The organism is Pedobacter sp. UC225_65, from assembly GCF_042698365.1.
In the GTDB taxonomy this organism is placed as follows: domain Bacteria; phylum Bacteroidota; class Bacteroidia; order Sphingobacteriales; family Sphingobacteriaceae; genus Pedobacter.
Genome location: NZ_CP170550.1, coordinates 220277 through 239040, shown reverse-complemented (window position 1 = coordinate 239040; position 18764 = coordinate 220277). Strand labels below are relative to the sequence as shown.

Annotated in this window: 23 protein-coding genes and 2 pseudogenes; 22 read left to right on the top strand and 3 right to left on the bottom strand. The window is 39.5% G+C overall.

Features of this window, described 5'->3' with window-relative positions:
• Positions 1-25 precede the first annotated feature (25 nt).
• Positions 26-424 carry a histidine kinase dimerization/phospho-acceptor domain-containing protein gene (locus ACFJIZ_RS01220; protein ID WP_379089914.1) on the top strand — a complete coding sequence of 133 codons (399 nt, stop codon included), beginning with the start codon at positions 26-28 and terminating at the stop codon, positions 422-424.
• Positions 360-776 (top strand): sensor histidine kinase, encoded by a 417-nt coding sequence (locus ACFJIZ_RS01215; protein WP_379089912.1) that lies wholly within the window; start codon positions 360-362, stop codon positions 774-776. The genes ACFJIZ_RS01220 and ACFJIZ_RS01215 overlap by 65 nt, the downstream gene beginning before the upstream one ends.
• Here ACFJIZ_RS01215 and ACFJIZ_RS01210 read toward each other — a convergent pair.
• Positions 773-2221, bottom strand: coding sequence for an ATP-dependent RecD-like DNA helicase (locus tag ACFJIZ_RS01210; RefSeq protein WP_379089910.1), 1449 nt, complete (start codon positions 2219-2221; stop codon positions 773-775). The genes ACFJIZ_RS01215 and ACFJIZ_RS01210 overlap by 4 nt on opposite strands.
• A 53-nt stretch (positions 2222-2274) precedes the next feature.
• Between ACFJIZ_RS01210 and ACFJIZ_RS01205 the strand changes: the two genes are divergently transcribed.
• From ACFJIZ_RS01205 to ACFJIZ_RS01160, 10 genes are all read left to right on the top strand, one after another.
• A complete protein-coding gene (locus ACFJIZ_RS01205) occupies positions 2275-2760 on the top strand; it encodes a DUF3822 family protein (RefSeq protein ID WP_379089908.1) in 486 nt (161 codons plus the stop codon).
• A complete protein-coding gene (locus ACFJIZ_RS01200; RefSeq protein WP_379093821.1) occupies positions 2718-2921 on the top strand; it encodes a DUF3822 family protein in 204 nt (67 codons plus the stop codon). Before ACFJIZ_RS01205 ends, ACFJIZ_RS01200 begins: the two co-directional genes overlap by 43 nt.
• 16 nt (positions 2922-2937) lie before the next feature.
• Positions 2938-3102, top strand: coding sequence for a hypothetical protein (locus ACFJIZ_RS01195; protein ID WP_379089906.1), 165 nt, complete (start codon positions 2938-2940; stop codon positions 3100-3102).
• Complete coding sequence (locus ACFJIZ_RS01190) at positions 3093-3635, top strand: RsmD family RNA methyltransferase (protein WP_379089904.1); 543 nt, start codon at positions 3093-3095, stop codon at positions 3633-3635. Before ACFJIZ_RS01195 ends, ACFJIZ_RS01190 begins: the two co-directional genes overlap by 10 nt.
• 169 nt (positions 3636-3804) lie before the next feature.
• Positions 3805-4266: a pantetheine-phosphate adenylyltransferase gene (gene coaD / locus ACFJIZ_RS01185; protein ID WP_379089902.1), complete on the top strand. Its 462-nt coding sequence runs from the start codon at positions 3805-3807 to the stop codon at positions 4264-4266.
• A gap of 160 nt (positions 4267-4426) precedes the next feature.
• Positions 4427-4642, top strand: a complete 216-nt coding sequence (locus tag ACFJIZ_RS01180; RefSeq protein ID WP_379089900.1) for a hypothetical protein — start codon at positions 4427-4429, stop codon at positions 4640-4642.
• On the top strand, positions 4626-5312 hold the full coding sequence (locus ACFJIZ_RS01175) for a TraB/GumN family protein (protein WP_379089898.1): 687 nt from the start codon (positions 4626-4628) through the stop codon (positions 5310-5312). Before ACFJIZ_RS01180 ends, ACFJIZ_RS01175 begins: the two co-directional genes overlap by 17 nt.
• 20 nt (positions 5313-5332) lie before the next feature.
• Positions 5333-5839 (top strand): RNA polymerase sigma factor, encoded by a 507-nt coding sequence (locus tag ACFJIZ_RS01170; protein ID WP_379089896.1) that lies wholly within the window; start codon positions 5333-5335, stop codon positions 5837-5839.
• Positions 5829-6431 carry a hypothetical protein gene (locus ACFJIZ_RS01165; protein ID WP_379089894.1) on the top strand — a complete coding sequence of 201 codons (603 nt, stop codon included), beginning with the start codon at positions 5829-5831 and terminating at the stop codon, positions 6429-6431. The genes ACFJIZ_RS01170 and ACFJIZ_RS01165 overlap by 11 nt, the downstream gene beginning before the upstream one ends.
• A 94-nt stretch (positions 6432-6525) precedes the next feature.
• Entirely contained in the window at positions 6526-7014 is a 489-nt protein-coding gene (locus tag ACFJIZ_RS01160; protein ID WP_379089892.1) for a hypothetical protein, read from the top strand.
• Between the two features lie 94 nt (positions 7015-7108).
• On the opposite strand, the gene ACFJIZ_RS01155 is transcribed toward ACFJIZ_RS01160, so the two are convergent.
• A complete protein-coding gene (locus ACFJIZ_RS01155; RefSeq protein ID WP_379089890.1) occupies positions 7109-7720 on the bottom strand; it encodes an NUDIX hydrolase in 612 nt (203 codons plus the stop codon).
• On the opposite strand from ACFJIZ_RS01155, the pseudogene pyrE reads away from it, so the two are divergent.
• Positions 7719-8379, top strand: a pseudogene (gene pyrE, locus ACFJIZ_RS01150) (orotate phosphoribosyltransferase). The gene ACFJIZ_RS01155 and the pseudogene pyrE overlap by 2 nt on opposite strands.
• 5 nt (positions 8380-8384) lie before the next feature.
• Positions 8385-8783, top strand: coding sequence for an SRPBCC family protein (locus ACFJIZ_RS01145; protein ID WP_379089888.1), 399 nt, complete (start codon positions 8385-8387; stop codon positions 8781-8783).
• A gap of 51 nt (positions 8784-8834) precedes the next feature.
• Here ACFJIZ_RS01145 and ACFJIZ_RS01140 read toward each other — a convergent pair whose 3' ends face one another.
• Positions 8835-10055: an MFS transporter gene (locus tag ACFJIZ_RS01140; protein WP_379089886.1), complete on the bottom strand. Its 1221-nt coding sequence runs from the start codon at positions 10053-10055 to the stop codon at positions 8835-8837.
• A 240-nt stretch (positions 10056-10295) separates the two neighbouring features.
• Between ACFJIZ_RS01140 and ACFJIZ_RS01135 the strand changes: the two genes are divergently transcribed.
• From ACFJIZ_RS01135 to ACFJIZ_RS01100, 8 genes and pseudogenes are all read left to right on the top strand, one after another.
• Positions 10296-10742: a hypothetical protein gene (locus ACFJIZ_RS01135; RefSeq protein WP_379089884.1), complete on the top strand. Its 447-nt coding sequence runs from the start codon at positions 10296-10298 to the stop codon at positions 10740-10742.
• A gap of 82 nt (positions 10743-10824) precedes the next feature.
• Complete coding sequence (locus ACFJIZ_RS01130) at positions 10825-11829, top strand: family 78 glycoside hydrolase catalytic domain (RefSeq protein WP_379089882.1); 1005 nt, start codon at positions 10825-10827, stop codon at positions 11827-11829.
• Positions 11715-12605 (top strand): annotated as a pseudogene (locus ACFJIZ_RS01125) (alpha-rhamnosidase); the annotation flags it as partial. The gene ACFJIZ_RS01130 and the pseudogene ACFJIZ_RS01125, both read left to right, overlap by 115 nt.
• A gap of 15 nt (positions 12606-12620) precedes the next feature.
• Positions 12621-12971 carry an alpha-L-rhamnosidase C-terminal domain-containing protein gene (locus ACFJIZ_RS01120; RefSeq protein WP_379093818.1) on the top strand — a complete coding sequence of 117 codons (351 nt, stop codon included), beginning with the start codon at positions 12621-12623 and terminating at the stop codon, positions 12969-12971.
• 335 nt (positions 12972-13306) lie between these two features.
• Positions 13307-15904 (top strand): ATP-dependent chaperone ClpB, encoded by a 2598-nt coding sequence (gene clpB / locus ACFJIZ_RS01115; protein ID WP_379089880.1) that lies wholly within the window; start codon positions 13307-13309, stop codon positions 15902-15904.
• Positions 15905-16183: 279 nt separating this feature from the next.
• Positions 16184-16537, top strand: coding sequence for a hypothetical protein (locus ACFJIZ_RS01110; RefSeq protein WP_379089878.1), 354 nt, complete (start codon positions 16184-16186; stop codon positions 16535-16537).
• The gene (locus ACFJIZ_RS01105) at positions 16452-17228 is read left to right on the top strand and encodes a hypothetical protein (RefSeq protein WP_379089876.1); all 777 of its coding nucleotides are present in this window, start codon (positions 16452-16454) and stop codon (positions 17226-17228) included. The genes ACFJIZ_RS01110 and ACFJIZ_RS01105 overlap by 86 nt, the downstream gene beginning before the upstream one ends.
• A gap of 34 nt (positions 17229-17262) precedes the next feature.
• Positions 17263-18705: a carboxypeptidase-like regulatory domain-containing protein gene (locus tag ACFJIZ_RS01100; protein WP_379089874.1), complete on the top strand. Its 1443-nt coding sequence runs from the start codon at positions 17263-17265 to the stop codon at positions 18703-18705.
• Positions 18706-18764: the final 59 nt, after the last annotated feature.

Sequence of the window (18764 nt, the reverse complement as noted above, 5' to 3'; positions counted from 1 at the left end):
TGCATCCATTATACTTGGTTTTATATTGGTCTGTTTTTCGCGATACAACTACTGCTTTAAATCGCAACATTTTGTAAGACTTAAACAACTCGAAGAAAAGAATTTAGAAATTGCCCATTTAAATAATCAAAAAGGAGAAATTTTGGGTTTTGTGGCGCACGATTTAAGGAATCCGTTGAACAACATTGAGGCACTGAGCGCTTTTTTGTTGTTGGAAGACAAAGACAATAGCGAGGCCAGGATGATTTCTAATTCGGCCAAACAGGCCAAAGAGATGATAAATGACCTGATTGAAGCCGCAAAACAAGACCAGCCTAACCTACAGACAGAAAAGCTCGATATTGGAAATTACCTTGAAAGTGTCGATCCAAAAATGGCGGACAAATACCAAGAGAGCATTTGTATTTATCCCAACCGCTACTGACACCTTTGCCCACATCAATCCTTCCAAATTAGAACGTGTAATTGATAACCTGATCAGCAATGGCTTAAAATTCTCTGCAGAAAATAAGCCTATTCAGGTCAATATGGAACAACAAAAAGGAGATGTGGTCATCACAGTTAAAGATTTTGGGATAGGTATTCCAGCAAAATTACAGGAGTATATCTTTAACCAGTTTTCTAAGGCAGGCCGTAGAGGTCTACAAGGTGAAAAATCGATTGGCTTGGGTCTACATATTGCCAAAAAGATCATCGAGCAACACCATGGTCAACTATTGATGAGTAGTATAGAAAATGAGGGTACTACATTTACTATTAAGTTGCCCCTAGCCTAATATTCTTCTTGTGTGGTTGCAAATAGATTTTGTGAAAAATTGACCAGAAACAATTCTTTCTTTGCCCTTGTTACGGCGGTATATAACCAGCGTAAAAAATCGAGGTCTACCATTTCATCCGTTAAATAGCCTTGGTCTACAAAAACGGCATCCCATTGGCCACCCTGTGCCTTGTGGCAGGTTACCGCATAGGCAAATTTGATCTGAAGCGCATTGTAATAAGGATCTTCTTTAATGGCGGCCATCTTTTCACGTTTGCTGTTCAAATGCTCGTAATCAACCATCAATCCATCAAAAAGCAATTTGCTTTGGGCTTGTGGCAGGTTTGGTGTTTCGGCCTGCAAGGTATCTAAGATTACTTTACAGGTAATCGTTCCAGCATCCGGAAAATCTAAAAACTCTAATTGTACTTCGGCAAACCTTAGTCCGTATCGTTCTTCCTCCCTTCTCACTCTAATTACTTTTGCCATATCGCCATTGGCAATAAAGGCCGTTTCTGGATTGTCTGGCAGCCAAAAATAATTGTTACGGACCACCATGATCTGGTCGCCCCCACTTAGTTCTTCATCTCGATACAATAACCTTGCCCTGATCTGGTTATTGTATACATTGGCCGATTTATTGGAACGACAGACCATCAATGCGTTTTCAATCCCAAACTTGCTATAGGCATATTCAAGTCCTTCAACCAGTTTAATCCCGGTCATGCTAAAAATATCTTTGTAACTTTTGGTGATAAACCTAGGTAAGGGCTTTTGACCTTCGCTATAGCTATGGATCAACTCCCTCAACATCGTTGCATTGGCCAATATACCCGATTTCTTTTCTTGCCGCACCACTTCTTTCAGTTCAACAGCTGTTACCTTCAACCCAAAATTGTCGGTTAGGTATTTCTCGTTTAAAGCGGGGCTGTCAATGCTGCCTACAGGTGGCAATTGCGCTGTATCGCCTACAAATAAGAGTGAGCAGTTTTTATCTTTCCCAGTTGGGCCAGGTTGATAAACAAATTCGATCAGGTCTTTTAAAAAGGATGAGCCATTTTGCGGATTCCATTCATCGGCAATCATCGAAGCCTCATCTACAATAAACAAGGTATGTTCTGCCAGGTTTGGTGCCAACTGAAAGGCCATTTCTAGACTAACGGCATTGCGCTTGCGGTAGATCTTTTTGTGTATGGTCAATGCTCTTCTGTTGGTATAAGTACTGATCACCTTTGCTGCCCTACCTGTGGGTGCCAACAAAACCACTTTTAACTTAAATCTGGGTAAGGCCTTTACCAAAGCGGCAACCGAAGTAGTTTTACCTGTACCTGCATAGCCCCTTAAAATAAAGCAACGATCTGTTTCATTTTTCGTTAAAAATTTGGTTGCTTTATCACAAAAAATCAATTGCTCTTCCGTAGGTTCAAAAGGATATGATTGGGCAATAACATTGGCTTTATCCATTTAGCAAAGATGCGATGGTAATGTTATAGAAAAAAGAATTATTTTTGCACTAGATGAATAACAACAATAACATTTTATTAATAGACCCAGCATTTGACCCAGCATCTTCATCAGCTTGTAATTTACTGGTAAAAGTTGGCACAGACCACCTTTCTTATGCCATCATTAATAAGGAAACCAAACAGGTTTATGTTGTTTTTGATCAGCAAGAATGTGAAGACGGCACCTTAAAACTTGCCGAACGTTTAAAAACAGACCTTTATTTGGCTTTGGCCTATCAAGAAGTTAAAACGGCTGTGCATACAGACAATGTGGTCTCTATCCCAAATGAGGTATATAACGAAACCAGCCTAAACACACATGCTAAATTTTTAACAGGTGTAAACCATGGCAATCTTTATACACAGTCACTAAGCCATTTTGGTTTTACTACCATTTTTGCCTTGCCAAAAGCCACAGACCAGATTTTAAATACACATTTAACAAACTCGAAAAGATATCAGCACAATGCGGGTTTATTTGCATTGGCCGAAAAGTAGCTGGAACCGCTTTATTTTTAGACTTTTCTGTAGGTTCGCTACATACCTTATACCTCAAAGACCAGCAGGTTGTTTTTCAACAATGTTACGAAATAGCTAACATCGAAGAGTTCAATTATTACCTATTGTTGATGATCGAACCAATTACATATCGATCCTAAACAAACCGATATCCATTTGGCGGGCATTATCCACGATGGTGATGAAAAATACAATTGCCTGCTAAAATACTTTACTTCCATCCAGTTCATCAATATCACGAATGAACCTGCGCAAGAGATCCTTGACGAAATGCCTCTACATTATTACAGCAGTTTACTAGCCCTTAACCTATGCGTATAATAGGTGGAAAACTAAAAGGCAAACAGTTTAATGCACCTGCTAAACTACCTGTTAGACCTACTACAGATATGGCCAAAGAGGCCCTATTCAACATCCTTTACAACAACTACGATTTCGAAGACTGCAGTGTATTAGACCTTTTTAGTGGCACAGGTAGCATCTGCATCGAGTTTGCCTCTCGTGGTATTAAGCAGGTAACTGCGGTTGATAAACATGCTGGCTGCGTATTTTGGATCAAATCTGTAATTGCCCAATATGGCTTAAATGAAATTGATGCCCAAAAGGCCGATACTTTTAAGTTTTTGGCACAAGACACCAACCAATACCAGATCATTTTTGCCGACCCTCCATACGACCTGCCCAATATCCCCCTCATTCCGCAATTGGTAATGCAACACAACTTGTTAACCGATAATGGAACCTTGATCGTAGAACATCCGCCCATGTTAAAACTGAACCAGTTAGCGGGTTTCACAGAAGTGAGAAAATATGGAAATTCTTCCTTTAGCTTTTTCGAAAAGGTTAAAGTGTAGTTAGTTTTTAGTTCGTAGTTGTTAGTCTGTAATTGTTAGTTGGTGGTTTACAGTTTTCTGTTAAACATTTTTAGTTTACAGCCAGCTTTCAACTTTGAACCTTAAACTTTTAACTTTCAACCCTAAACTTTTAACTTTATACTTCCAACCTTCTTCCCTATATTTGAACATGAAGATTGCATTATTTCCGGGCTCATTTGATCCCATTACAATTGCGCATGTTGACATTTTAAAACGGTCTTTACCTTTATTTGACCGCGTAGTTGTAGGAATTGGCCTGAACAGTTCAAAGCAGAACTTCCTTTCGGCCGAAAAACGAGAAGAAATCGTTAAAAGCATCTTTACCAATTATACCAATGTTGATGTACAATTGTACGAAGGGCTGACCGTTGATTTCTGCCGCAAGATCGATGCAAAATACATGGTACGTGGCATCCGTTCGGCTTCAGATTTTGAATACGAAAGAGCCATTGCCCAAATCAACCAGACCATGATGCCCGATGTAGAAACCATCTTATTGCTCAGCAAACCAGAATATTCTGCCATCAGTTCTACTATTGTTCGCGATATTTTGCGCAATAATGGAGATGTAAGTCCTTTTGTACCAAAAGCGGCCCTAAACTTTTTATAAGCTTGGTCTTTTTTATGCTCAATCTTTAGATAGCTTAAATAAAGCGCTAATAAATAGTGCTATTGATCAGGTTATTACCTTTAATTTTAAAAAATCCAATTTTCTGATGTAACGTTTTAAAAAATCGCATACCAATGGGATAAATTAAAACAATATAATGATGAAACCCTTAAACACAACCCTGATCAACACTATAAAAGCTAGTCTTTTAATAGCATTCTTCTTCTTAAGCTCAAACACCTTCGCCCAAAACAAAAACAAAGACAATGCCCTGTTATGGAAAATCGAGGGCAATGGACTTCAAAAACCGTCGTATCTATTTGGTACCGTACACATGATCCTGCGAAGACAAATTCCAGATGCCAGCAAAGGTTAAAAATGCAATTGACCAGACCCAACAAAGCTATCTAGAAATTAATCTTGCTGCACCAGGTCTTGCTGCGCAAAGCCAAAAGTACATGAAAAGCAGCCAACCTTTATCCGCTCAGATCAGTGCTTCCGATTACAAAATTGTAGACTCTGTAGTCAACGCAAAACTAAAAGTTAACCTTAAACAACTAGAAAACATCAAGCCGATGCTAATTGTAGCTTCTGTATTCCAAGCTTCATTTACTTGCAAGGTGATGAGTTTTGAGAGCGAGATGATCAAGCAGACCAAAGCCAGCAATAAATCTATTGAAGGTCTATCGACCATCGAAGAACAGTATTCATTTCTAGATAAGATCTTTGATGCAAAAGATATGGCTACGTACCTAAAGGCCAATAACGATATAGAAATGAACAACATCTTCAAAACCATTTATAATGCTTATTTGGTGGAAGATATCAGTACAATTGATAAACTGATGTTAGACTTTAGCACAACTAACCCAGAAGGATACCGTCAGTTGTTACCTGTACGCAACCATTTATGGGCTGATAGGATGCCAAACATTATGAAGGATAAATCAACGTTCTTTGGCATTGGTTGCGGACATCTGCTAGGCAAAGAAGGTGTAATCTCACTTTTAAGAACTAAAGGTTATACGGTTACGCCAGTTCATTAAACAGCATTATCGCATTCAACATGTCAGGACCAACAGCACAACCATTTCTAGCACTGATCAATGCGAACAAGGGCATTATACATAAAGTTACCAAAATGTATATGGACAATGCCGAAGATCAGGAAGACCTCTTTCAGGAAGTTGTAATGCAGCTATGGAAAGCCTATCCAAGCTTTAAGGGAAACAGCAAATTTACAACCTGGATGTATAGAGTGGCCTTAAACACCGCAATTGTATTCTTTAAAAAAGAGCATAGAAAGGTTGACAAAACTAGCTTACCAGAACATATAGACATTGCCGATACTACTGACAATGACAACAAAGAAGAAAAACTGGCTTATCTGTATAAAGCCGTACAAGAATTAAATCAGATAGAGAAAGCCTTGATCTTCTTGTTTTTGGAAGACCAGTCGCACAAAGAAATTGCACAGAACTTGGGTATCAGCGAAGTGAATGCCCGAGTTAAATTAAACAGGACAAAAGAAAAATTACAACTTATCATCAAAAAGAACGGTTATGAATTTTGATCAACTTAAAAACGAATGGAACAATGAAGAGGCAAAAGGCCCTGTTGTTTTAGAAAAAGCATTACAAATAAAAGAGGCACAAACGCCGATTGACCAGATCAGAAAAAAAATGAAATCTGAATTTTTTGTACAGTTATTGGCCTTATTGCTGATTGCATTTACACCCAAGATATTCAACTTCTCGCCAGAGATGAGGCCCATCTTTATTGCCTTTTATGCCTTGGCTTTTGGTTTTACGGCCTATTACTTCTTTAAGTTTTACGTGTTCTATAAAAACACTTACCATATGGCCATAGACACCCGCAAAACCTTGTTGTGGTTCTATTACGAAATGAAACTGAATATCGAACTGTATAAGGCTTTAACCTATATGTTAGGCTTGATCGGGCTGGCAGGTTTTATCGCCTACCTCTTTATCAACAAGGGCGGTGCAATCAATTCAGACACCAAAAACCTTACTTTAATGATCATCGTGGTGTGTTTCTCTTCTATCTTTCTGTTGGGCTTGGTTACTGAGTTTTGGGCCAGATCCTATTATGGAAAAGACCTAAACAGGATAAAACTGGTGATCGACCAATTGGATGATGAATAAGCCAAATGCATAAATTAGGGTAGCAAGGCAAACAATAGACCATATTGTGGCTTAATTATTGAATTGCTAAAGACACGTATTAAAACAACCCGACATGAAACTTACAAGAATTGGCATATTGGTTTTGACCCTTGGATCATTTGCCTGCAGCAGCAACAAGACAGGCCAAACGCAAACCACAGTAGCTCAAAGCAAAACCAGCGACAGTATAGTGGGCAATTATGTATCTAGCGATTATCAAAAGCGTAAGGAAGGATATGATTGGGTAAGTGTAGCCGTTACAAAAAACACAGACAGTACTGTACATGTTTCCATACGTTCTCGTGCCGACCTCAAAAAACCAACCTGTACATTTGATGCTGAAGCCAAAAGGTTAAACGATACCGTTTACACCGCCAAAGCAATGGATAAAAATATATTGTTCACATTTAACTCGAACCAGGTTACCATTAGTACCGAACACGAAGAAGACACAGGCATCCTGAACTATTATTGTGCTGGTGGTGGAAGTTTAGCAGGTATTTTTGATAAGCTAAAAGAGCCTATAGATACGGTCCAAATAGACAAAACCAAGACTAAATAAACCACCTAAAATTAAGATCAAATTTTTCAGAAACGATTAAAGCCACTTAGCATGTGGCTTTAATCGTTTAAGTACGATATGAAAGCAATGCTTGTTAAACAAGATTTGCGGTTTCTATCACATCCATTATAGAGGGAAAGGTATTTTTGACCACCATATCCAGTTTATTCGGCGATAACCAAACCGCTTTATCAATCCCCTCTTCCTTTTGTGGGATCAGTTTAGGTACACCTTTTACGTTCATTTTATACCAATTTGTGCGTTTTAAGATCACTTTACCATTCAATTCGTAAATATGGTAGGTTTTACACAATAGATCTTCTCGTTTTTCTATTTTCACACCACACTCTTCCTCTACCTCTCTAATGGCCGTTTTCTTTAGTTTTTCGTCCTTTTCTACCTTGCCTTTTGGCAGGTCCCACTTTTTATTTCTAAAAATAAACAGAAAATCGCCATTGGCATTCGCTACCAAACCACCACCAGCCTTAATGATGGTCAGTTTTTTCTTGATCGCCTGGAACAACTCTTTCGGATTTTTATGCACCAGCACGTAATCTTTTTTTGTACCTTTTTTGAGGTTTTTATAAAATGTTAGAAAATCAAAACCCTCTGTTTCAACCTGTTGAATTTTAGCGATTTGTTTAGGCACCCGATCTGCTATAAACAAAGTATTATCGTTGATATAAATTCTGTATTTTTGAGCCATGTATAATAAAAGTGATATTGAATTAAAGGTAGCTGAATTTTTATTACAAATTAAAGCAATTAAATTACAACCTAACAATCCATTTACTTGGGCTTCGGGTTGGAAGTCTCCTATTTACTGTGATAACCGCATTACGTTATCTCATCCATCTGTTAGAACCTATATCCGCCAAAAACTGGCCCAACTGATCCAAGAAGAATATGGTGCGGTTGACGTGATTGCTGGTGTGGCCACTGCTGGAATCCCACAAGGGGTATTGGTTGCTCAAGAATTAGGTCTACCATTTATCTATGTAAGATCTAAAGCCAAAGAACACGGTACCGGTAGCTTAATTGAAGGAGAAATTATAGAAGGTCAACGTGTGGTAGTGATCGAAGAATTCATTCTCGACAGGAAAAAGCAGCTTACAAGCTGTTGAAGCTTTACGTGCAGCAGGTTTATCAGTTGCTGGTTTAGTGGGCATATTTACCTATGGCCTTGATAAAGCTGATGAGAATTTTGCTAATGCTAAATGTCGTTATTCAACGTTATCAAACTATAGCACTTTGATCAGTTATGCTGCAGAGCATAGCTTTATTGCACAGAACGAAATAGAATTATTAAATAAATGGCGTGAAAACCCAGCCGATTGGGGAAAAGAGCTAGAGCAATTAACATAATTGATATGACCATTATAGAAAGTACTGTTGAAATCAATCTACCCATAGACAAGGTTTATAACTTTTTGGAAGATTTGAATAACCATCAACAATTAATGCCCGAAAACATTTACAATTGGTCATCTACAAGCGACGAAGCAAGTTTCACGATCCAGAACATGGCTAAATTGGCTATTAAAATTTCAAATCGGGTGCCTAACAGCGAAATCACTGCCATCCCTACAGAAAAGCCACCTTTTGATGTAGAATTGAAATGGACGGTTAGCCCAAGCGAAAATGGCGGTACCATAGCTAAACACATCATTTCTGCAGACCTGAACATGATGATGAAAATGTTGGCCTCAGGCCCATTACAAAAACTGGCCGACCACCAAACACAAAAACTAAAAGAAGTATTAAGCTAATATTTCATACCCATATCTTCAAAACCAATTACCTTCCCGTAATTGGTTTTTTTATTTAGGGGCAAGCTGTTTCAGCCTCATTCTTTTCATCAGCAGATAAAAACCTACCGCCGTCAATAACATCAACAAACCTGTACCTGTCCATAATACATTAAAGCCATAATTTGCGGCAATTTTAGTCCCTAGAAAAGGGGCAAAAATAAGTCCGGCCGATAATGACAAAGAGTTTAAGCCCATATAAACCCCTCTATTTTTCGCATTTGACCGTTGTAAGGTTACCGTGGCCATAAAAGGCATGGCCAACATTTCGGCCACACACAGCACAAACATAGAAGCATATAAAAGCCAAATGGCATGGGTAAGCAATAAAGAGGAAAAAGCCAAACCGCAGCAGATGACCCCAAAGATGATGGCATTGGCGGCAGTTGTTCTTCGTTCGGCAATATGTACGATCAGCATTTCCAGACTAAATACCACCACCCCACTATAAGCCAAGATAATACCAATATTCTTCTCGGTGAGGTGATAAACTTCCCTGTAATAAAGCGGCAGGGTACTTAACAGTTGGAAAAAGCAGATGGCAAAAAGGATACTCAACAAGGTGAACACCAAAAAGGGAACATCTTTATAGGGCGATCGGTAGGGAATCTCTTCCAGTGCAACCTTTTCCTCGTTTGTTTTATTTCCTTTTTTGTTTCTAAAATAAAAGAAGAAGATCAAAGCAGCTAACAATGCAGCAAAAGCATTTCCATAAAAAAGCAGGTCGTACGAGATTGCCGCTAAAAAACCACCCAAGGCAGGCCCTATCGAAAAACCCAGGTTCAATGCCATCCTGTTCAATGTAAAACTTCTTACCACATTTTCTGGTTTCGAATAATAAGCCAAGGATACCGAATTGGCTGGTCTCAAAATATCGCTCACGATGCTTAACGCTAAAATTCCTGCGGCTAGCGATGGCATTATAGTCAGTTGGGGCAACAACATAAATAAAGGCACCACTCCTGTTAAACTAAACAGCTGTACCTTAAAATGACCAAACCGATCTGTTAACCAACCACCCATCGAAGAACCGATTACCGATCCAATACCAAAACAGCTTAACAAGATACCTGCATCCTCTAACGAAAAACCCAAATGTTTAACCATGTATACCCCCAGAAAAGGTACCACCATGGCACCACTCCTGTTCACCAACATCACCAAGGCCAGCATCCATGCGGGTGTAGATAGTCCTCTGTAAGAATCAAGGTAGAGTTTAAAAAAGTCCTTCATTATTGATATACATTAAAACACCTTTATGTAGAAATACCTCAGCATTGCAAACTGAACAAAATCCAGTTCAATTGACAATAAGGCTTAAAAAAACATAAAATGGCAGGTTTACCCTGAAAAAGGGCGAACTACAAAGGACGTGAAATTTAATGTAATTGACGAACAAATATTGGAAATACCCTATTTTCCTAGCCTCAGATAATTTTAATATCTTAGTTTTTATTAATCCCCTATCCTAACATGTTATCCAACCTTTTAAGACCATCAGTTTTTGTATTTTTCTTGCTCTGTAGCCATGCTTTTGCGCAGTCGCTACCCCAAGTGAAAAATCTAAAGACCGAATACCTGATCGATCCGATTGGTTTAGATAATCCTAAGCCTCGGTTGACCTGGCAAATGGACGACGCAAGAATGGGTGCCCAACAAACGGCCTATCGCATTAGCCTAAATATCGATTCGGTAGCCCTTACCCAAGGAAAAAACAATTTTTGGGATACAGGATGGTTGCAGACAAGCACCTCCCTAAAAACTTATGCCGGACCAACACTAAAACCTTTTACCAAATACTTTTGGAAAGTAGAACTGAAAGACCAAAAGGGAAACCTGCTCAAAGGGAAAAAGATAGCGAGTTTTGAAATGGGCATGATGAATGGAAAAAACTGGCGAGGTATGATGGATTGCCGATAACGAAAACCCCAACCTCAAACCCGCGCCATACTTTAGAAAGACCTTCGAAAGTACCAAACAGATCAAATCTGCTCGGGCCTATGTGGCAGCTGGTGGACTATATGAACTTTCCATCAATGGCAATAAGGTGGGTAACCATCGCTTAGACCCTACTTATACCAGATATGATAGAAGAACTTTATACGTGACTTATGACGTTACCCAACAAATCAAATCTGGTAAAAATGCGATTGGTGTATTATTGGGCAACGGCTGGTATAATCATCAATCTACGGCAGTTTGGAATTTCGAAAAAGCACCTTGGCGCAACCGCCCTACCTTCTGTTTAGATATTAGAATTACTTACACCGATGGTTCGGTTGCCACGATCAGCTCTGGTAAAGATTGGAAAACTGCTTTAAGTCCAATTATCTTCAACAGTATCTATACCGCAGAACATTATGATGCCCGATTGGAACAGCCAGGTTGGAACACCATAAACTTTGATGATAGCAAATGGAAAACAGTCATCAATCGTTCTGCACCTTCCACCAATATTGTTGCGCAGGCCTTACATCCGATCAGAAATGTGGAAGAAATACCTGCACAAAGTTTAACCAAGTTCAATGATACAACCTACATTTTCAATTTAGGTCGGAATATTTCTGGGGTTAGTAAAATTAAGTTGAGTGGGCCTGCAGGCACCATTGTAAGGTTAAAACATGCCGAACGCACTTATCCCAACGGAAGGGCAGACCTATCAAATATCGATGTACATTACAGGCCAACAGATGATAAAGACCCTTTTCAAACCGATATTTTGATCTTAAACGGCAAAGGCGAACAAAGTTTCATGCCCCATTTTAATTACAAGGGTTTCCAGTATGTTGAAGTAAGCAGCAATGCGCCTATTACCTTAAAAAAGGAAGACTTGGTTGCTTATTTTATGCATAGCGATGTACCCGTTATCGGTACAGTTAAAGCCTCAGATCCATTTGTAGAAAGATCTGGTCGGCCACAAACAATTCATACCTATCCAATTTATTCGGTTATCCAACAGATTGTCCACAACGTGAAAAGAATGGTTGGACAGGCGATGCACAGATAGCGATAGAAACTGGGCTATATGGTTTTGATGGCATCACCATTTACGAAAAATGGTTGGCCGACCATCGGGACGAACAACAGCCAAATGGTGTGCTTCCATCCATTATCCCAACAGATGGTTGGGGTTATGAATGGGGCAATGGACCAGATTGGACAAGTACCATTGCCATTATCCCATGGAACATCTATCTATTTTATGGCGACCAAAAATTACTGGCCGATTGTTATGATAATATCCGTAGGTATGTTGACCATATTGATGAAACCTATCCTACTGGTTTAACCACATGGGGTTTGGGCGACTGGGTGCCTGTTAAATCAACAACACCAGTAGAGCTTACCTCTACCTGTTATTACTATGCAGATGCATTGATCTTGGCAAAGGCTGCCAAAATTCTGGGAAAGGAAGCCGACCATCAAAAATACAAACTGTTGGCCAACAAGATCAAAACCGCATTTAACAACAAATATTTGAATAAAACAACCGCCATTTATAATGTGGGCGTACAAACCGAGCTCAGTGTGCCTTTATTTTGGGGTATCGTGCCCGACGAATACCGAGCAAGGGTAGCCGAAAATTTAGCCAAACGTGTGGCAACCGATGGCTTTCATTTAGATGTGGGCTTATTGGGTACAAAAGCGATTTTAAATGCACTAAGTGAAAATGGCTATGCTGATGTAGCTTACAAAGTGGCTACACAAAAGACTTTCCCAAGCTGGGGCTGGTGAATCCAAAATGGAGCTACAACATTATATGAGAACTGGCCAATCGATGCAAAATCAGATATCTCTATGAACCACATCATGTTTGGAGAGATTGGCGCCTGGTTATATAAAGCACCTGGAGGGATTAAACCCGATGAAAATCAACCCGGTTTTAAACATGTGCTCCTTGAACCTCATTTTATGGAAGGCCTAAGTTCTTTTGAAGCCAATCATGAAGGGCCTTATGGAAAAATAACCTCTTCGTGGGCAAGAGACCAACAGCACATCAATTATAAGGTGTCAATTCCGGCAAACTCTTCTGCCACGGTAAAATTACCTTCGTTTAAAGGCCAAAAAATTTATTTGAATGGAAAATTGATGTCAAGTCCTGTCTTTAACCTGAATGCAGGAAATCATGAGATCAGGTTAGAGAGATAGATTTGGCTTTACCGATTACAAACTGTCAGTGCTGTTATCGTCACTAAAAAAACCAAAAATAAAAAATAAAATCATTGCAAAAACGGCCACAATGCTCGTTAGGATATATAGTAATCTGCTCATATCTTTAATTCAGTTTCTTAAGTATTAGATGTATTTCATACACTATAGTTTAATGTGCCTAAAAAATAAAATCGTTGGTTAAATTTTGACAAAATTTCAGTATAAAACACTAGTTTACAGTCAATTAGTCATAATAAAGCAAATTATACAGACAAAATTTCCGATTCATAAAGCAAATCTGCCGTGGCATTTGTTTTGTTTTAAAAGGAAATATGAATTTCAACAACTTTACCATAAAAGCCCAGGAAGCAATTCAGAAGGCTTCTGAAATAGCGCAGGGCAATCAGCAACAAGCTATAGAAACAGCTCACCTGTTAAAAGGTTTGCTTTCTGTTGATGAAAATGTAGTTTCTTATGTATTAAAGAAGCTCAATGTAAACCTTAATTCGGTTGAGCAGAACCTTAGCGAAGCCATCGGTAAACTTCCAAAAGTTACAGGAGGCGATGTGTATCTATCTTCAAACGCCAATAATGCCTTACAAAAAGCACAATCTTATCTAAAAGAATTTAAAGATGAGTTTGTTGCCGTAGAACATATTTTATTGGGGATCTTGGCCGTTAACGATTCTACTTCCAAACTCTTAAAAGAGCAAGGTGTAAACGAAAAAGACCTTAAAAAAGCAATTACCGCCTTACGTGGCGACAACAGGGTAACTGACCAAAATGCAGAAGCTACTTACCAAGCTTTGAACAAATACGCCAGAAACCTAAACGAATATGCCGAAAGCGGAAAGTTAGATCCAGTTATTGGTCGTGATGAAGAAATCCGTCGGGTGATCCAAATCCTTTCTCGTAGAACAAAGAACAACCCAATCTTGATCGGTGAACCTGGTGTAGGTAAAACCGCCATTGCAGAGGGTATCGCTTTTAGGATCATCAAAGGCGATGTTCCTGAAAACCTAAAGACCAAGACCGTATTCTCTTTGGATATGGGCGCACTCATTGCAGGTGCAAAATATAAAGGCGAGTTTGAAGAACGCTTAAAGGCAGTAGTAAAAGAAGTTACCCAGAGTGATGGGGATATCATCTTGTTTATCGACGAGATCCACACCTTGGTGGGTGCTGGTGGTGGCGAAGGCGCAATGGATGCGGCCAACATCTTAAAACCAGCATTGGCAAGAGGCGAACTACGTGCCATTGGCGCTACTACCTTAGATGAGTACCAGAAATATCTGGAAAAAGACAAAGCCTTAGAACGTCGTTTTCAAAAGGTAATGGTAGATGAACCCGATACCCAAGATGCCATTTCTATTTTACGTGGTTTAAAGGAACGTTACGAAACACACCACAAAGTGAGGATCAAAGACGAAGCCATTATTGCTGCCGTAGAAATGTCGCAGCGTTACATTGCCGACCGTTTTTTACCAGATAAAGCCATCGATTTAATGGATGAGGCCGCTTCTAAATTACGCATGGAGATGGATAGCGTACCAGAAAACGTAGATGCTTTAGACAGAGAGATCATGCGTTTGGAAATTGAGCGCGAAGCCATTAAACGTGAAAAAGATGATAAAAAGATCAAAGAACTTTCTGAAGATATTGCCAACCTGTCTGCCGAACGCGATGAGCTGAAAGCAAAATGGCAAGGCGAAAAAGACTTGGTTGATGGTGTAAACAATCAATTGGAGCAGATCGAAGCCTATAAATTAGAAGCAGAACAAGCAGAACGTGCCGGAGATTATGGACGAGTGGCAGAAATACGTTATGGCAAGATCAAAGAAGCACAAGACAAAGTTGAAAAACTAAAGGCAGATCTAGAAAGTCAGCAGAGCGAAAGCAGAATGCTTAAAGAAGAGGTGAACGCTGATGATATTGCTGGTGTAGTGGCCCGTTGGACTGGTATTCCGGTAACGAAGTTGATCGCCAGCGAAAGAGAGAAGTTATTGCATCTGGAAGATGAGCTGCACAAACGTGTGGCTGGCCAAGATGAGGCGATAGAGGCTATTTCTGATGCTATCCGTCGCTCTCGTGCAGGTTTGCAAGACAAACGTAAACCCATTGGCTCTTTTATCTTTTTAGGTACCACAGGTGTAGGTAAAACCGAATTGGCCAAAGCATTGGCAGAGTTTTTATTCAACGATGAAAACGCCATGACGAGGATAGACATGAGCGAATACCAAGAGCGACATGCTGTTTCTAGGTTGATTGGTGCGCCTCCGGGTTATGTGGGTTATGATGAGGGCGGACAGTTGACAGAAGCGGTTAGACGTAAACCGTATTCGGTGGTGTTGTTGGATGAGATTGAAAAGGCGCATCCAGATGTGTTCAACATTTTGTTACAGGTATTAGACGATGGTCGTTTAACGGACAATAAAGGTAGGGTGGTCAATTTCAAAAACACCATTATTATTATGACTTCTAATATCGGTTCGCACCTGATACAGGATAATTTTAAGGCATTGGATGATGAAAATCGTGAAGAGGTGATCGCCAAAACCAAAAATGAATTGTTTGAACTGTTGAAACAGACCATTCGCCCAGAGTTTTTGAACCGGATTGACGAGCTGATCATGTTTACCCCATTAAATAGGAACGAGATCAGGGATATTGTGAACCTACAATTTAAACAGGTACAACAAACTTTGGCAGAAATGGGCATTACCATTGAAGCCAGTACTGAGGCTTTAGATTGGTTAGCAGAATTGGGTTATGATCCTCAGTTTGGTGCAAGACCTTTAAAACGTGTAATCCAGAAAAGGATTTTGAACGAATTGTCTAAATCTATCTTGGCCGGAAAGGTTGACAAGGACAGCAAGATCAAATTAGATATGTTTGATCATCAGTTTGTGTTCTTAAACCAGGATAATTAATTGATACTACTTATTAAAAAGACCCATAGCTTCATTGTTGTGGGTCTTTTTGATTCCCTCTAACATTTGTATATTGTGTTAGGGGTTGTCATCCTGCCTATCCTTAACTTGTCATCCAGAGCCAGCGAAGGATTTCCATAGACAAATCTCTTTAAAGGAGATTTTTCACTGCATTCAGAATAACCAGATAGAACGCATCATTATCGTTATAGTTAATTGATCCTCAAAAATTAAATTGTAACTTAGGTCATAGTTCTCCCTATCCAGCTGCTCAACAAGATGAACAAGTTTTTATTACAGATACTCCGATTGGCCTGCGTTTCTTTCCTGCTATTGAACCAATCGCTCTATGCACAGCAAATTGACGATAAGCGCAAGATCATTGCACAATACGACAGCCTAAACAGGTTTCTGCCCAAAGAAAAGCTGTATGTACATTTCGACAAATCTATCTACACGACACAGGACACCATCTGGTTCAAAGCTTACCTGTTGGATGAGAAGTCTAAAATCCCCAGCCCAATTGAGCGGTTTGATCTATGTAGAAATGATCGACTACAAAGGCGATGTGATCAAAAGCATTGCGTTACCAACAGAAAGTGGCATTACCTGGGGGAGTTTACCCATCGATAGCAAATACCAATCAGGCAATTATACCTTTCGAGCCTATACCAATTGGATGCAGAACTTTGGCGAAAGATATTTCTTTAAAAAAGAACTGAAAATTGTATCGCTAGACGGTGAGCAACAAGCACCAAAAGAAAATCGGAACAGCTTGGTAGTGACCAAAAAGATACCTCAATCTTTTATCAAAAGAGGACAAGATGTTGATGTACAGTTTTTACCCGAAGGAGGAACTTGGGTTGCTGATATTGACCAAAAAATGGCCTTTAAGGCGATCAAAGCAAATGGAAAAGGGATAGCCATAGCTGGTGAGGTGATCGATTCTAAAAAGAATGTAATCCTTCAATTCGCATCCAACCAAAAAGGGATGGGTTATTTTAAACTCAATCCTAAATTGGACGAAGAATATACCGTGGTCTATAAAAACACGGCCATTAAACCACAAACCTTGCCCAAAGCCTTACCTAATGGCATAACCTTACAGGTAAGCAACGATTTTCTATCCGATTCGCTGCGCATCACCATCACTGCCACCCTACCCAATCGGATGTTGTATGTACTTGGCCAATCTAGAGGGGCATTGTGTTTTGTAAGCCTTAGCCATACCAACACTCCTGTGAGGACCATCAAGGTCAATAAAGATCTTTCCAAGTGGTATTGGCCAGATCATTCTTTTAGATGCCAACAAGCAACCCATTAACGAAAGAAGCTTTTTCATTAACCACCGTGATCAATTGAAAGTGGCAGTAACTACTACAGCCGCAGCAGCTTACAGTACAAGAGATAGCATTCCATTGCAGTTAAAAGTAACAGATGCCATAGGCAACCCTGTTATCGGTTCTTTTTCTATGGCCGTTACTGATGATGGACAGGTAGCAAAAGACACTTTAAATGACAGTAACATCTTAACCTACCTCTTGTTGAGTTCAAACCTAAAGGGCGAAATAGAAAATCCAGGGCAATACTTTAGCCAAGCCAACCAAGAGAGCCACAATGATTTAGAAGCGTTGGTGCTGACCCAAGGTTGGGCAAGTTATTATAACCAAGCTATCAATACTACCCCATTTACTGCAGAAAAAGAGTTTACCATTAGCGGTAAGGTAACCAACATTTTAAACAAGCCCATTGCCAAAGCAAACATTTCCCTACTAGGAAGAAATAAAAAGATGATGTTCTTGCAGGCAGTAACCAACGACAAAGGGCAGTTTGTATTTGATAAGCTACCCGCCTTAGACAGTGCTTCTTTTGTAATACAGGCCTTAAATGCAAAAGACAGAAAAGGGACCTTAGGTATTGAACTGAATGAGTTTAAACGACCCGAAATTAGCCTTGTACCACAAATAAGTGTAACAGATTCGGTTGAAGTTACAGATACCATTGTCAACAACATGGTCAAAACCCAACAAGAAGCCTATGTGATCACCAACGGAGGGCTAATGCTAAGAGAGATCAAAGTAGTTGGCAAAAGAGCGGTAAAAAAATCTAAAAACTTGAATGGCCCTGGCGAAGCCGATCTTACTTTAACTGATGCAGATTTGGAAAAGGTAGCCAAAAAGACCTTGTATCAGGTATTACAAGAACAGGTTAGAGGTTTTAGGTCTGGCGCTATCAATAAAACGATGGAACAGGCATTTTTTGTAAATAGCAGTATTGTGAAACTGATTATTGATGGTACAGATGTAGATTTCTTTTACGAGCCATTTATGAATTCGAAAAATGAACATTACCTATTCCTGAAAACATATTTAGATTATTATACCGCAGAAGATATAGCTGGGATTGAGGTCATGTATACGCAGAGAAATACGGGTGCTTATAAGATGCAATTTGTAAATCCGATGTCGGAGGTAGAATTTAGTTTTATAGAAATTACCACGAAAAGCGGCGCTGGACCTTTTCTTAAAAAAGCAGCCAACATGTACCTTTATAAACCAATGGACTATGGGGATCTAAGAGTTTTTTACAGTCCGAAATATACACCTAATACCAAGACCATTAAAGGCACCGATTTTAGGTCTACCTTATATTGGATGCCCAGCCTCATTACAAACGAAAAGGGCGAAGCCAGTACTTCTTTCTTCTCATCAGATAAAAAAGGTAGCTATACCGTGTGGTTGGAAGGGTCTGATATGATGGGCAATTTTGGAGTAGGTACCTTAAAACTCCAGATCAAATAAAGTTGAAACAAAAAAGGTCTTTCCATGAGCGAAAGACCTTTTTTATAAGGTTATTGAAA